Source organism: Mycobacterium sp. E1715, from assembly GCF_001667625.1.
Taxonomy (GTDB): Bacteria; Actinomycetota; Actinomycetes; order Mycobacteriales; family Mycobacteriaceae; genus Mycobacterium.
The window spans coordinates 1-13,465 of the sequence record NZ_LZJJ01000259.1 but is presented as its reverse complement, the minus strand read 5'-3'; the positions used below and the strand labels follow the sequence as shown (position 1 = coordinate 13,465).

Annotated in this window: 12 protein-coding genes and 2 pseudogenes; 6 read left to right on the top strand and 8 right to left on the bottom strand. The window is 69.6% G+C overall.

What is annotated here, in order from left to right:
* The 4 genes and pseudogenes from A9X03_RS13620 to A9X03_RS13605 all read right to left on the bottom strand — a co-directional run.
* Positions 1 to 567, bottom strand: a pseudogene (locus A9X03_RS13620) (hypothetical protein); the annotation flags it as partial.
* 79 nt (positions 568 to 646) lie between these two features.
* Complete coding sequence (locus A9X03_RS13615; protein ID WP_068261509.1) at positions 647 to 2,044, bottom strand: YhgE/Pip domain-containing protein; 1,398 nt, start codon at positions 2,042 to 2,044, stop codon at positions 647 to 649.
* 26 nt (positions 2,045 to 2,070) lie between these two features.
* Entirely contained in the window at positions 2,071 to 2,805 is a 735-nt protein-coding gene (locus A9X03_RS13610; protein ID WP_067756086.1) for a pirin-like bicupin family protein, read from the bottom strand.
* A gap of 27 nt (positions 2,806 to 2,832) precedes the next feature.
* Positions 2,833 to 3,657, bottom strand: coding sequence for a MarR family transcriptional regulator (locus A9X03_RS13605; RefSeq protein ID WP_067756159.1), 825 nt, complete (start codon positions 3,655 to 3,657; stop codon positions 2,833 to 2,835).
* A gap of 107 nt (positions 3,658 to 3,764) precedes the next feature.
* Between A9X03_RS13605 and A9X03_RS13600 the strand changes: the two genes are divergently transcribed.
* Positions 3,765 to 4,898, top strand: a complete 1,134-nt coding sequence (locus A9X03_RS13600; protein ID WP_082950099.1) for a dihydrodipicolinate reductase — start codon at positions 3,765 to 3,767, stop codon at positions 4,896 to 4,898.
* On the opposite strand, the gene A9X03_RS13595 is transcribed toward A9X03_RS13600, so the two are convergent.
* Both A9X03_RS13595 and A9X03_RS13590 read right to left on the bottom strand, forming a co-directional pair.
* Positions 4,895 to 6,310: an alpha/beta hydrolase domain-containing protein gene (locus A9X03_RS13595; RefSeq protein WP_068261507.1), complete on the bottom strand. Its 1,416-nt coding sequence runs from the start codon at positions 6,308 to 6,310 to the stop codon at positions 4,895 to 4,897. The two genes, A9X03_RS13600 and A9X03_RS13595, sit on opposite strands and share 4 nt — an antisense overlap.
* Positions 6,307 to 7,437: pseudogene (locus A9X03_RS13590) on the bottom strand (sigma-70 family RNA polymerase sigma factor). Before A9X03_RS13590 ends, A9X03_RS13595 begins: the two are co-directional and overlap by 4 nt.
* On the opposite strand from A9X03_RS13590, the gene A9X03_RS13585 reads away from it, so the two are divergent.
* The 4 genes from A9X03_RS13585 to A9X03_RS13570 all read left to right on the top strand — a co-directional run bounded on the left by A9X03_RS13585 (position 7,430) and on the right by A9X03_RS13570 (position 11,698).
* Positions 7,430 to 8,224, top strand: coding sequence for a lysophospholipase (locus tag A9X03_RS13585; RefSeq protein WP_369807429.1), 795 nt, complete (start codon positions 7,430 to 7,432; stop codon positions 8,222 to 8,224). The pseudogene A9X03_RS13590 and the gene A9X03_RS13585 overlap by 8 nt on opposite strands.
* 101 nt (positions 8,225 to 8,325) lie before the next feature.
* The gene (locus tag A9X03_RS13580; protein ID WP_068261504.1) at positions 8,326 to 9,075 is read left to right on the top strand and encodes a DUF2786 domain-containing protein; all 750 of its coding nucleotides are present in this window, start codon (positions 8,326 to 8,328) and stop codon (positions 9,073 to 9,075) included.
* Positions 9,072 to 9,584, top strand: coding sequence for a TIGR04338 family metallohydrolase (locus A9X03_RS13575; RefSeq protein ID WP_068261501.1), 513 nt, complete (start codon positions 9,072 to 9,074; stop codon positions 9,582 to 9,584). The genes A9X03_RS13580 and A9X03_RS13575 overlap by 4 nt, the downstream gene beginning before the upstream one ends.
* Positions 9,581 to 11,698, top strand: a complete 2,118-nt coding sequence (locus A9X03_RS13570; protein ID WP_197696074.1) for a beta-glucosidase — start codon at positions 9,581 to 9,583, stop codon at positions 11,696 to 11,698. The genes A9X03_RS13575 and A9X03_RS13570 overlap by 4 nt, the downstream gene beginning before the upstream one ends.
* A 120-nt stretch (positions 11,699 to 11,818) precedes the next feature.
* On the opposite strand, the gene mymT is transcribed toward A9X03_RS13570, so the two are convergent.
* Positions 11,819 to 11,965 (bottom strand): metallothionein MymT, encoded by a 147-nt coding sequence (gene mymT / locus A9X03_RS28455; protein WP_073877879.1) that lies wholly within the window; start codon positions 11,963 to 11,965, stop codon positions 11,819 to 11,821.
* Positions 11,966 to 12,112: 147 nt separating this feature from the next.
* On the opposite strand from mymT, the gene A9X03_RS13565 reads away from it, so the two are divergent.
* On the top strand, positions 12,113 to 12,769 hold the full coding sequence (locus tag A9X03_RS13565) for an O-methyltransferase (protein WP_067756069.1): 657 nt from the start codon (positions 12,113 to 12,115) through the stop codon (positions 12,767 to 12,769).
* Here the strand turns inward: A9X03_RS13565 and A9X03_RS13560 are convergent.
* Positions 12,766 to 13,465, bottom strand: a 700-nt coding sequence (locus tag A9X03_RS13560; protein ID WP_068261498.1) for a nitronate monooxygenase, incomplete at its 5' end; no start/stop codon positions are given. The two genes, A9X03_RS13565 and A9X03_RS13560, sit on opposite strands and share 4 nt — an antisense overlap.

Here is a 13,465-nt window from a genome sequence, read left to right as displayed (position 1 = left end):
GGCGCGGCCCTGGCCGTTGGTGTTGTCCACGAAGGCGCCCAGCGGCGAGCTGCAGCCGGTCTGACGCCACGAGCCGGCTTTCTGACCGCGTACGTCGAAGAAGTTCGCGTTGATCGCGATCGTGGGCTGGCCCATTCGCTGCCACGCCTGCAGCGGCGCATAGAGTTCCGACGCCTGCCAGAGGCCCTCGCCGGTGCGGGCGCCGGGGTTGTTCTCGCAGCGCGCCTGATCGCCCTGGTGCGTGTCGACCAGCAGGTGGGGCGAAAGCCGGCCCGCGGCGTTCTTGATGATCATCAGGTGGCCGCCGTTGTTCATCTCGTACCAGCTGCCACCGGCGTTGAGCATCGGTGCGGGATGGCCGGGACCGAAGTTATAGACCAGGTAGGAGCCCTTGGTGGTGTTGATGGCGTTGGCCAGCAGATCGCGGCCGTCGGCGGCGTGCGCGACCGGCTGTCCGGTGGTGCACGCGAGGACAATGCCGGCGACGATGGCGGTGCAGCCGGCCACCAGCCGGCGCAAGCTGGCGCCTCGGGTCAGCACGATCGCCCTTTCCGCCCGGATCTGAATACAACATAAACATCATCAGTCACATCCGTCACACTGTCAATTTAGATAACGGGCGGATGACGCTCGGGCGGCGGTCGAATTACGTTTGCTCGCTTGGGCTTTCGCTCGACGGTTCCGGCTCGGTGGCGGCGACCGTTCGCTCGTGCTTGCCCTGGCGCGCCTTGTGCTGAGCCTGGTGTTCCTGGGCGATCGCCAGCTCGACGGCACCCGCGATCCGGTGGAATCCCTTGCGGTCGTACAGGTGCGTGACGATGCCGCCCAGCAGCAGCCCGATCACGAGGCCGATCGTCGTCATGATCAGCGCCTGGGAGATCCCGGTGTCCGCGTGCCCCTTGAAGTACAGCAACGACCGGGTGCCGAGGAAAACCTGGTGCATGGGCTCGAATTCAGCCAACCAGCGGAAGAACGTCGGCGTCGCCTCCAGCGGCACGGTGGCGCCGGCCGAGGGCAGGCCGAGGATCACGAAGATCAACATGCTGACCAGCAGGCCGCCGGTGCCCAGCACGGAGAGCAACGAACTGGAGGTGATGCCCACCGCGGCGATCGCGAACACCCCGAAGGCCCAGAGTTGCCAGCCGAGGTCGATGGGCATGCCGAGCCCATGAGCGATCGCGATATAGACGGCGGAGGTGAGCAGGCCCAGCAGCACCATGATCGCCCACTTGAGCAGCAGCGTCTGAAATCGCGAGATTCTGACCTGCTCGGCGAAGCGATACACCGGACCGAATTCGGCTGGGACGTAACCGAGTAACGCGTCGACCAGGGTGCTGACCACGATACTGCCGGTGAACCCCGCGAGCAGCAGTAAGAGCGCGTAATAGAAGGCCGATAGCCCGTTACCGGTGCCGTCGGGCAGCGGGTGGAACACGGTCGACTCGATCTCGATCGGCGTCGACAGGCCCTCTTCGGCGGCCCCGGCCAGCGGTGCGCCGCCGGTCTGCGCCTTGACCGAAGCGAGGAGTCGTTCGCCCACTTCACCATTCGCCACGCCCATCGCCATGTTCAGCGTCTGCGCGGCGATGCTGGCGCCGAGCGTGCCGGCCCGCGGGTTCGTCGAGATCGTGATCACCGGCCGTTCCGCGGGACCGGGCACCACCGCGCTGGCGCCCAGATCGCGCAGCTTCGACGAGAAGCTGGGCGGGATCAGCACCGAGCCGTACACGTGCCCGGTGCTCAACTGGTGCTTGGCGGCGTCGCGACTGAGCACGCGGACGTCGAACTTGTTCTTGTCCAGGCCGTTGACCAAGCGGCCGGTGAGTTCCGCGCCGGCCGGCCCGGCGTCCTCGTTGACCACGGCGATGGGGAAGTGCCGCAGGTTGGTCATCGGGTTCAAGATGCCGCCGAGGTAGAGCGCGCACAGCGCCGACATCAGGGCCAGCGTGATCACGAGCGGCGCCGCCCAGAACCGCACGGTCCGGACCGCCTTCACGTTCCGGTTGGGGTTCGGCGCCGCGTGCTGCGGCCGCGATTGAGACATGCCGGCTCCTGTCTGTCACGCCCACTCTATGGGCTCGCGGCCCCCAGTTCAGCGTGCATCTCCCAGACCAGTAGTTCCGACGCATCGTTCGCCGTAACCCGCGCTTCGCCGGCATCGGTGAACCGAACGGCGTCACCGTCCCGCAGGTCGCCGGCGCCCTCGCAGGTGATCGCGCCCCGCGCCACGAAGAGATGCAGGTAGGGCGCCTGCGGGAGGATCACGGTGTCACCGGGCTGCAGCCGCGCGGCGTGTAGGGCGGCGCTGCGGTTGTGCAGGTCGATCGCCCCGTCCCGGCCGCGGATACCCGAGGCGATCGTCACGAGTGTGCCGTCCAACACGTCCGCGCCGATCTCTTGCTGTTGATAGCCGGGGGCGATGCCGGCCTCGTCCGGCACCACCCACATCTGCACGAAATGCACTGGCTCCGTGGGAGAGTCGTTCTCCTCCGAGTGCAGGATTCCGGTGCCCGCCGACATGCGCTGGGCCAGGCCGGGAACGATGACGCCGTGATTGCCGATGGAGTCCCGGTGCGCCAATCGACCCTTCATCACCCACGTCACGATCTCCATGTCCCGGTGCGGATGCGTGCCGAATCCGGTTCCGGGCGCGACGATGTCGTCGTTGTTGACCAGTAGCAACCCGTGGTGGGTGTTATCCGGGTCGTAGTGGTCGCCGAACGAGAACGAGTGCCGCGATGTCAGCCAGGGTGTGTTGGTGACGGCCCGCTCGGCCGCACGCCGGATGTCCGCGTGGGCAGCCATGGGCCCAGCCTAATCTCACCGGCGACGTCAGGACACGGTCGCGGCGAGCAGCCCCTGGGCATGCCTGAGCGCGGCCTCGAGCCCGGGCAGTGTCAGTCCGGGAGAGCGGCCCAGGTGGATCTCGATCTGGTAGTCCGGCTGGCCATCCGGCCCGAAGATCGGCAGCACCACGAACTCGGCCGCGGCCAAATCGGTTTCGAGCACATCGGTGACGGACTGCAGCGTCACCATCGTCATCAGGGTGGTGAGCTGGCGGGTCACCCGCGCCGTCGGCTCCAGGGACGTCAGCACCTCGGCGAGGCGATCGTGCAGCGACTGGTGGGTGTCGTCGAACCGCCACGCGCCGTACCCACGGGCGCGAATGTCGGCGAGCACCCGCTGGTGGTCGGCGACCTCCGCCCGGGTCAGCCGCGGCATCACCCGGTGCAGCCAGGCCCGCACGAATTCGTCGTCGCGCCAGGCCATGGCGACCAGGCCGAACGGCGGGTCGATGGGGAAGCGCTGGCCGACGGCTTGCCCGCCGTCGGTTCCGTGGCCGACCGCGTCCACCGTGGTCAAGTGCCGCCCGCCGATCTTCGACATGGAGCAGCCCGCGCCGAGCGCTTCATGCAGAAACCGCAGGGCGTCGCGGCCCCGGTCCAGCAGCGGGAACTGCGCCCGTAGCCCATGCACCAGCCCGAACAGGCCACTGCCCAGGACGTAGCGGCGATCTCCGCGGCGCGCCACCCAGGCGCGCCCTTCCAGTTCGGCCAGCACCAGGGCGCAGGTGGATGTGCTGATCGCGCAGCGCTTCGCCACCTCGGCGGACGTCAGCCCTGCCGGCGAATCCGCCAGCGTGGCAAGCACATCCATCACGCGGCCGGTGGGCGGCGATTTGGCGGTTGACGTACCGATGTCCACCTCCCTACCATCCGTCCAAATTGTAAATACATGCATCCTAATATTAGGAGATATCCGCGGTGATCAAGGTCGGAGTGTGGGGGCCGGGTTCGATGGGGGTGATTGCCCTGCGCGGCGTCATCGACCACCCGGAGTTAAAGCTGGTCGATCTGGTCGTGCACAGCGACGCCAAGGCGGGCCGCGACGCGGGGGAGCTGTGCGGCATCGGGCCGGTCGGGGTTACGGCCACCCAGGACCCCTCGGCGATGCTCGCCGGCGGCGCCGATGCGGTGGTGTACGCCGCCGGCGCCAACCTGCGGCCGCTCGAGGCCGTCGAGGACATGGTCTCGATCCTGCGGGCCGGCAAGAACGTGGTGTCGTGTTCGGTTGTGCCGCTGGTCTTTCCCGACGGTGTCGACGCGGCGTTCACCGATCCCCTACGGCGGGCCGCGCTCGACGGCGGTGCGTCGTTCTTCACCACCGGCATCGACTCCGGCTTCGCCAACGACGTCCTGCCTTTGGTGCTTACAGGCGTCTCGCGCGTCATCGAGTCGGTCCGGGTGACGGAGATGTTCAACTACGCCACTTACCCGGATCGGGCCGCGGTGTACGAGATCCTGGGGTTCGGCAAACCCGCGGAATACCAGGCGTTCGCTGCCCAGCCGGGAATCTTCACCTTCGGCTGGGGGCCGGTCCTGCATCAGCTCGCCGCCGGACTGGGCGTCAAGATCGACGACATCGAGGAAAGCAACGAACGCCTTCCCGCCGCCGAGTCCTTCGACACGCCCACCGGCCACATCGACGCCGGGACGATCGCGGCCATGCGCTCCACGCTGACCGGATACGTCGCTGGGAAGCCAACTTTCGTCCTCGACCACGTCACCCGGATGCGCGACGACATCGCGCCGGACTGGCCGCAGCCTCGCATCTCGATCCCGCCGAAGGACCTCGGGTACGGGCAGGCCTCCGGGCGCGGCCTCTATCGGGTCGAGATCGAGGGATCGCCCAGCATGCGGTGCGAATTCGAGATGGCGGAAGACCACGACCACGACCTGGGCGCCCGGATCGCGGGCGCCTCGAGGATGGTCAACGCCATCCCGGCGGTGTGCGCCGCCCCGCCGGGGCTGCTCTCGGCGCTGGACCTGCCGCTGGTCACCGGGGCGGGACTGGTCCGGCCCGTGCCGGGGCCGGCACCGGACAGCCGGTTGTTCTAGGCCCCGTCGCCGGGGTAGGTCGCGGCGGCGAGCGCCAGGATCTCGGTGCGATCCGCAGGCAGGATGAAGCGAGCGTCGATGGCCGCGTCGAGCGAGGCGGTGAAGCGCTCCAGGTATTCGGCCTTGCCGCCCGGGTAGAGGCGGCGCACCGTGTCGGCGTCGAAGGGTTCACCCGCCCCGAAGATCGCGGCCATCAGGTTTTCGTCGGTGGTGACGCCGGACGTGCGCGCGATCGGTACGTCGACCCAGGGGCTCCGAATGCCGCCCTGGGCAAGGCCGTTGGCGTCGAGCACCAGCTGGGGCGACTCGGATTCGCGCATGGCTATCGGCGCGGCCGAGGGCGCCGGCTCCCCGGTCCGGATCCACCCGTCGAGCGCGGCGACCGCCGCCTGCACCACGTAGTGATGCTGCGGGCCGAAGTTGATGTAGTGATCGAGTTGCTGACCCATCAGCATGTTGGTCGGCGCGTAAGCGGCCACGATGTCGGCGAGCGGGGCCGAACCGGAGTCGATCGGCGCCACCTGAATGGTGTAGTTGTCGGCGTGCGCGGCGCCGGGGATCTCCCAGACCCGCAGCATGTCGTTGTCGGGCTGCCTGGCGGAGTAATAGCCCAGCGGCACATGGCCGAACAGATCGGTCTCGGTGATGACCGTGAGCAGTGGGACGCGCAGGTTCGGCCGGAACTTCACCGCCTGTTGCGACCCGCGCGAGGACTCCAGTCCCTCGATCAGCGAGACCCCGTCGAGCGGTGCGGCCGGCCCGAATCGGGAGTGCACCAGGAAGCCGTCGTAAACGCGGGCGAGCGGATCGACGGCGTTGACGTAGGTGGTGAGGAACATCGCCGATTGCGACTCGCCGATCCCGATGACGTGTTGCGGATGCAGCCCGGCCAGGATGCCGTCGCCCCGATCCCTGACGAGTTCGCCGGCGTGGGAGAAGATGTCGAACGCGAAGGCGTCGCCCGGGTGATGCAAGCCACCGTAGCGGGCCGGATCTTGCGTCTTCAGGGACATGTCCATGCCGAGCAGGCTGGCGCCGCCGTCAATCCCCACCTTCTGCGCCGAGACGGCTACGTAGGCGTATCCCGCCCGGACGATTTCACGGTACGCCATCATCCATACGGCGGGCGCGTCGATGCCGCCGCTGACGTTGAGCCACTCGACCAGCGCGGTGCCGTTGAAACGGGCCGGATCGGTGGGTGTGATGGCCACGATCCGAGTGGTGTAATCGGCTGTCCCGCTGGGTGTTACATCCCAGCGACCGTCCGGGCCGAGCTCGCCGTTCGGCGCGAAGGACGAAGCGGTGCCGGAGATGAAGAACTCTTCGGCGGCGTAGCCGACGCTGCCGATGTCGAAGGCGCCCAGCAACAGCAGCGCCTTTCCGGACGCGGGTGTGACGTCGATGTATGTCATAACGCCTCCGGCAGGCCGAACTTCGCGAACAGCTTCTCGTCGAGGAAGGCCACCACGTGTGACACCGCGTCGCCGCGCACATCGAGGACGTGCAGCTGGAAGGGCACGTGCCGATCGCCGGCGCGCATGTACATGGCGGCGCCGGGCTGCCCGTTGGCGACCACCGGCAGCAGGCGCATGTCGCCGGGGTCCTGGGCGGGGCATTGCTGGTGAATGAGGGTGACGATGTCCCGCGGGCCCCGGTACCAACCGACGTACGGCGGCATCTCCCAGATGGCCTCGGCGGTGAACAGTTCGACCAGGCGGTCGATGTCGTAGGCCTCGAAGGCGGCGATGTAGCGCGCCAGCAGGTCCTGGGTTTCCGGGGAATCCGGTGCCGCCAACCGGTCGCCCGCGCTGGGCCCGACGGCGTCCAGCTGGGACCGGGCGCGCTGCAGCAAACTGTTGACGGCGGTCGTGGTGGTGTTGATCGCGTCGGCCACTTCGGCGGCCTTCCACTGCAGCACGTCACGAAGCAACAGCACCGCCCGCTGCCGGGGTGAGAGGTGTTGCAGCGCAGCGACAAACGCCAACCGGACCGACTCTCGCGACCCGACGATGACCGACGGGTCGGCCGGGTCGTTCGTCAGGTCCGGGAGTGGTTCCAGCCAGGGCACCTCGCGCCGCTCGTGCAGTTCGGCGGTCGGGTCGGAGCTGGGTGCGCCCAACCCGGTCGGCAGCGGGCGGCGTTGCCTGCCCTCCAGCGCGCTCAGGCAGGTGTTGGTGGCGATGCGGTGCAGCCACGTCCGCATCGAGGACTTCCCCTCGAAGCGGTCGTAGGCCTTCCACGCGCGCAGCAACGTTTCCTGCACCAGATCCTCGGCGTCGTGCAGCGACCCGGTCATCCGGTAGCAGTGGGCGAGCAGCTCACGACGGTACGGCTCGGCGTGCGCCGAGAAGTCACCGCCGACCGGGGGGACGAGGTCGGAGTTCGCGGCGTTTTGCGCAAGCAGTCCCACGATGGGAGAGCCTACGACAGTGTCTGGCAGGGCGACCTGCATCGGGAGCCATTACGCTGCCCGTAATGACTAGGACCGTGCAGTGAACCGAGCCGAACGGAACTTCGACGGATTCGGTGGAGTGCGCATCGTTTACGACGTCTGGACACCGGACACCGCGCCGCGGGCGGTGGTCGTACTGTCGCACGGACTCGGCGAGTATGCCCGCCGGTACGACCACGTCGCGGAGCGTTTCGGGGAGGCGGGCCTGGTCACCTACGCGCTGGACCATCGCGGGCACGGCCGTTCGGGTGGCAAGCGGGTGCTGGTGCGTGACGTCTCCGAGTACACGGCGGACTTCGACAGCCTGGTGCGGATCGCCACCCGGGAGCATCCGGGCCTCAAATGCATCGTGCTCGGGCACAGCATGGGCGGCGGCATCGTGTTCGCCTACGGCGTCGAACGGCCCGACAACTACGACCTGATGGTGCTGTCGGGGCCCGCGGTGGCCGCCCAGGACCAGGTGTCGCCGCTGATGGCGCTGGCCGCCCGGGTCGTCGGCGGCCTGGTGCCCGGCCTGCCGGTGCAGGAGCTGGACGTCGACGCCATCTCCCGGGACCCGGAAGTGGTGGCGGCCTACAAGAGCGATCCGCTGGTGTATCACGGGAAGGTTCCGGCCGGCATCGGCCGCGCCCTCCTTCAGGTCGGCGAGACCATGCCGCAGCGCGCACCGGCGCTGACGGCGCCACTGCTGGTGGTGCACGGCTCCGACGACCGCCTGATTCCCGTCGCGGGCAGCCGGCGCCTGGTCGAGTGTGTCGGGTCCGCCGACGTCGAACTGAAGGTCTACCCCGGGCTCTACCACGAAGTCTTCAACGAGCCGGAGCGCGACCAGGTGCTGGGCGACGTGGTCGCCTGGATCACCGCCCGGCTCTGAGGCGGAACTGTCGTAGCGCTCCCGTATTTTGGCGCATATGACCCGCGCCGACGACGATGCAGAGCGGGTACCGCCCGCTCGGGGGGAGAGGAGTGGCGCACATGACGGACGACAAGATGCTGGCCCGCATCGCCGCGCTGTTGCGCCAGGCCGAAGGCACCGACAACCCGCATGAGGCGGACGCCTTCATGAGCGCCGCGCAGCGGTTGGCCACGGCGTCCTCCATCGACCTGGCGGTGGCGCGGTCCCACGCGGCGAACCGCTCGCCGGCGCAGGCCCCGACGCAGCGGACCATCACCATCGGGGAAGCCGGCACCAAGGGACTGCGGACCTATGTGCAGCTGTTCGTGTTGATCGCGATGGCCAATGACGTGCGCTGTGACGTGGCATCCAATTCGACGTTCGTCTACGCCTACGGGTTCGCCGAGGACATCGACGCCACGCACGCGTTGTACGCCAGCCTGGTGGTCCAGATGGTGCGGGCGTCGGACGCCTACCTGGCGTCGGGGGCGCACCGGCCGACGCCCACCATCACCGCGCGGCTGAACTTCCAGTTGGCCTTCGGGGCCCGCGTGGGCCAGCGCCTGGCGGAGGCTCGTGACGAGGCCCGGCGCGAGGCCACCAAGGACAGGCGCCGGCCGCCGGGCACGGCGATCGCGTTGCGGGACAAAGATGTCGAGCTGCACGACTACTACCGGAGCGCGTCGAAGGCGCGGGGCACCTATCAGGTCAGCCGGGCGACGGCGGGCTATTCCTCGTCGGCGCGGCGCGCGGGGGACCGGGCCGGTCGGCGGGCGCGGCTGGGCAGCAGCCCCGAACTCCCGGGCGCGCGCACCCCGTTGGGCCGGTGACCCCGGAACGCTCCGCCAAGAGGGACTCCCAGCGCGCCAAGGTTTACGCGGCCGAGGAGTTCGTCCGGACGCTGTTCGACCGGGCCGCCGAGCACGGGTCACCCGTCGTGGACTTCTTCGGCGGGCAGCTCACGCTGCCGCCGGAGGGACGATTCGGCTCGGTGTCCGCCGCGCAGCGCTATGTTGACCAGGTGCTTGCATTGCCGGCGGTGCGCCGGCGGTGGCCCTCCGCGGCGCCGCTGCGGGTGCGGCCGCGACGGGCCGCCACCGCGGCCCATTACGAATTCCGCGACGGCACAGGCGTTATCGCGGTCCCCGACCGCGACACCGCCGACTGGGCGCTGCGCGAACTCGTGGTGCTTCACGAGGTCGCTCACCACCTGTGCCGGGCCGACCCACCGCACGGCCCGGAGTTCGTCGCGACGTTCGGCGAGCTGGCGGAGCTGGTGATGGGCCCCGAGTTGGGGCACGTGCTGCGCGTCGTGTACGCGAAAGAGGGTGCGCGGTGAGCGATCCCGACGCCCGGGCACGCGAGGTCGAGGCCCAGCTGACCGACGACGAGCGGTTCTCGCTCCTGGTCGGCGTGATGGGGGCCGGCGACATGTGGCCGGTGCGCGACGACCGCATCCCACCGGGCGTCCCGATGAGCGCCGGTTACGTGCCCGGCATTCCCCGGCTCGGCATTCCGGCGTTGCAGATGAGCGACGCCGGCCTCGGTGTGACCAACCCCGGCTACCGCCCGGGTGACAGCGCGACCGCGCTGCCGGCCGGGCTGGCGCTGTCGGCGAGCTTCGATCCCGCGCTCGCCCGCGCGGCGGGGGAGGTGATCGGCCGGGAGGCCCGCAGCCGCGGGTTCAACGTGCAGCTGGCCGGCGCCATGAACCTCGCGCGCGACCCGCGGAACGGGCGCAACTTCGAATACCTTTCCGAGGACCCGCTTTTGACCGCGACGATCGCCGCGGAGTCGATCGACGGCATCCAGCAACAACACGTCATCTCGACCGTCAAGCACTACTCGCTGAACTGCAACGAGACCAATCGGCACTTTTTGGACGCCGTCATCGACCCCGACGCGCATCGCGAATCCGACCTGCTGGCCTTCGAAATGGCCATCGAGCGGGCGCGGCCGGGCGCCGTGATGGCCGCCTACAACAAGGTCAACGGCGCCTACGCCGCCGCCAACGACGTCCTGCTCAACCAAGTGCTGAAAGGCGCCTGGGGATACCCGGGCTGGGTCATGTCGGACTGGGGGGCCACACCGTCGTGGGAGTGCGCGCTCGCCGGCCTCGACCAGGAATGCGGCGCGCAGATCGACGCGCTGTTGTGGCAGAGCGAAACCTTCGGCGCGCCGCTGCGCGCCGCCCATGCCGACGGCAGGCTGAGCGACGAGCGCCTCTCCGACATGGTCCGGCGGATCCTGCGGTCGATGTTCGCGGTCGGCGTCGACCGGGCAACGGTCACGCCCCCACCGGATCTGGCCGCCCACAACGAGATTGCGCTGCGGGTCGCCCGGCAGGGAATCGTGCTGCTGAGCAACCGCGGGCTGCTGCCCCTGGCGCCGGAATCGACCGCCCGCATCGCCGTCATCGGCGGGTACGCGAACGTGGGCGTGCCTGCCGGCTACGGGTCGAGCGCCGTCGTCCCGCCGGGCGGCTACGCGGCCGTGATTCCGATCGGCGGCGCCGGACTCGAGGCGGGGCTGCGCAAGCTGCACCTGCTGCCATCGAGCCCGCTGGACGAGCTGCGAAAGCAATTGCCCAACGCCGAAATCGAATTCGACCCCGGCATCAGTCCCACGGAGGCGGTCCGCGCGGCGCGCCGCGCGGACTTCGCGATCGTGTTCGCGGTTCGCGCAGAGGGGGAAGGGTTCGACATCGCCGACCTGTCGCTGCCGCAGGGGCAGGACGAGCTGATCACCGCCGTGTCCGCCGCCAACCCGAACACCGTCGTGGTGCTCGAGACGGGCAATCCGGTGACCATGCCCTGGCGCGACTCGGTGCGGGCGATCGTGCAGGCCTGGTATCCGGGGCAGGCCGGCGCCCAGGCCATCGCGGAAGTCCTTGCCGGGCGGGTCAATCCGTCGGGACGCCTGCCGATCACCTTCCCGGCCGACCTGCGACAGACGCCGCGCCCGGAACTGCCCGGACCCGGCGCCTCGTGGGGGGAGCCGAGCACGATCGAGTACGTGGAGGGATCCGACGTCGGCTACCGCTGGTTCGCCGCCACCGGGGCGACACCGGCGTTCGCCTTCGGACATGGCTTGTCCTACACCAGCTTTGAGTACCAAGACCTGGACGTCACCGGTGGAGACACGGTGACCGCCAGCTTCAGCGTGGTCAACACGGGCGACCGCACGGGGGCCGACGTCCCGCAGCTGTATCTCACCGGGACGCCCGACGGGCCGTGCCTGCGGCTGCTCGGATTCGAGCGGGTCGAGCTGGAACCGGGGGCCGGCCGTCGCGTGAGCGTCGAGGCGGATCCGCGCCTGCTCGCGCGCTACGACGGCGGCGTGGCGCGCTGGCGCGTCGGTGCGGGCGGCTATCAGGTGGCGATCGGCACGTCGGCGGTCACACCGCAGCTGGCAGCGACGGTCGAGCTCGCCGGGCGTACGTTCGGGCGCTGATCGCGGCGCGCCGGCCGCATCGAGTGTGCGTTCGCGGTTTTGGCTGTGCGCGCAGGGTTTCCCACCCCGGCGTGTCGCCGCCCCGGACGCACACTCGACGCGAGCCTCAGGAGGCGCGGACTACTTGACCGGGGTCAGCTCGTCGCCACAGGTGCAGCGGTACGGCTCGCCCGAACCGGAGCAGTGGCAGGGAACCTCGATACGAACGCGACACCCGCAGCCCTCGTGGCCGCAGGTCAGCTCGGTGCCTGCTTCGTAATTTGCCATTTCACTCACCCATTTCTCTGTTGTGATCCCTTACGGCTGTGGTCGACCACGCCACCCACTATATACCCCCCATGGGTATCCGTAAATGACCGTGACCGCTCCGATACCGGCGCGGCCGGCATCGCGCCGCACGGCTAGCTTGGTGGCATGACCCAGAACCCAACGCCGCAAGACGTCGACGAGTTTCTGAACGACACCGTGATCGGGGACGATCCGGCGCTGAGCGCGGCGGTCGAGGCCAGCGACGCGGCCGGCCTGCCGCAGATCGCCGTGTCGGCCCAGCAGGGCAAGTTTCTGAGCCTGCTGGCCGGCGCGGTCCGGGCCCGCCGCATCCTCGAGATCGGCACCCTGGGCGGCTTCAGCACCATCTGGCTGGCCCGCGGAGCCGGCCCGCAGGGCCGGGTGGTGACCCTGGAATACGAGCCCCGGCACGCCGAGGTGGCCCGGGCGAACCTGGAGCGGGCGGGTGTCGCCGACCGGGTGGAGGTGATCGTCGGTGCGGCGCTGGACACCTTGCCGACATTGGACGGCGGCGCGTTCGATCTGGTGTTCATCGACGCGGACAAAGAGAACTACGTCGCCTACCTGGACTGGGCGGTCCGGCTGGCCCGCCCGGGCGCACTCATCGTGGCGGACAACGTCGTTCGCGAGGGACAGATCCTGGATCCGCAGCACAACGCGCAGGCGCAGGCGGTCCGAGAGACCTTGCGACTGATGGGCGAGCACCCGCGACTGGACACGGCCGTGATCCAAACGGTCGGGGCCAAGCGCTGGGACGGCTTTGCGCTCGCGCTGGTGCGCTAAGGGCTGAGGTCGGCGACCGCCTGCGCGGCGGAACTGAGTTCGCCGATTCGCAGGGCAGTTTCGCCGGCGTACAGCGCCGCACGGTCCACCCACGCATCGGGAGTGCCGGCGAGCGGCGCGAGCGGCGTGAGCAACGGCCGGGCCGGCGACTGCATGCGCATCAACGCGCCGGCGTCGAAGTAGCCCAGCACGGCCATCGGGCGGCTCACCGCATTGATGGCAGCGGGCAACGGCTTCGCCCTGCCGTCGGCGCGGCACCAGCGCCGCGTCGCCGCGTTGGGCACGACGCGATGGCGCAGCGGCCAGCTCAGGCCGAACAGGTTGGTCTCGATCGTCGTGTCCGCGTTGGCAACTCGGCGCTGATACTCCCGGTTGGCGTTCGCCTCGTGCGTCATCAGGAAGCGCGTTCCCGCGACCACGCCGCTGGCGCCCGCGGCCAGGGCGGCGCTGGTGTCGGCACCGGTGGCGATGCCGCCGGCGAGAAACACCGGGCGGTGGCCCGCGACGGCCAGCGCCCGGGGCAGGAATTGCAGCGCCGGCATGGTTCCGACGAGGTGGCCACCGGCCTCGCGCCCCTGAGCGATCAAACCGTCGGCGCCCCAACCGATAGCGGCGCGGGCCTGCCCCGGGGTGCCGACCATCACGAAGACGAAGATGCCGGCGTCGCGCAGGTGTCGTACCAGCCCCCGCTTCTCG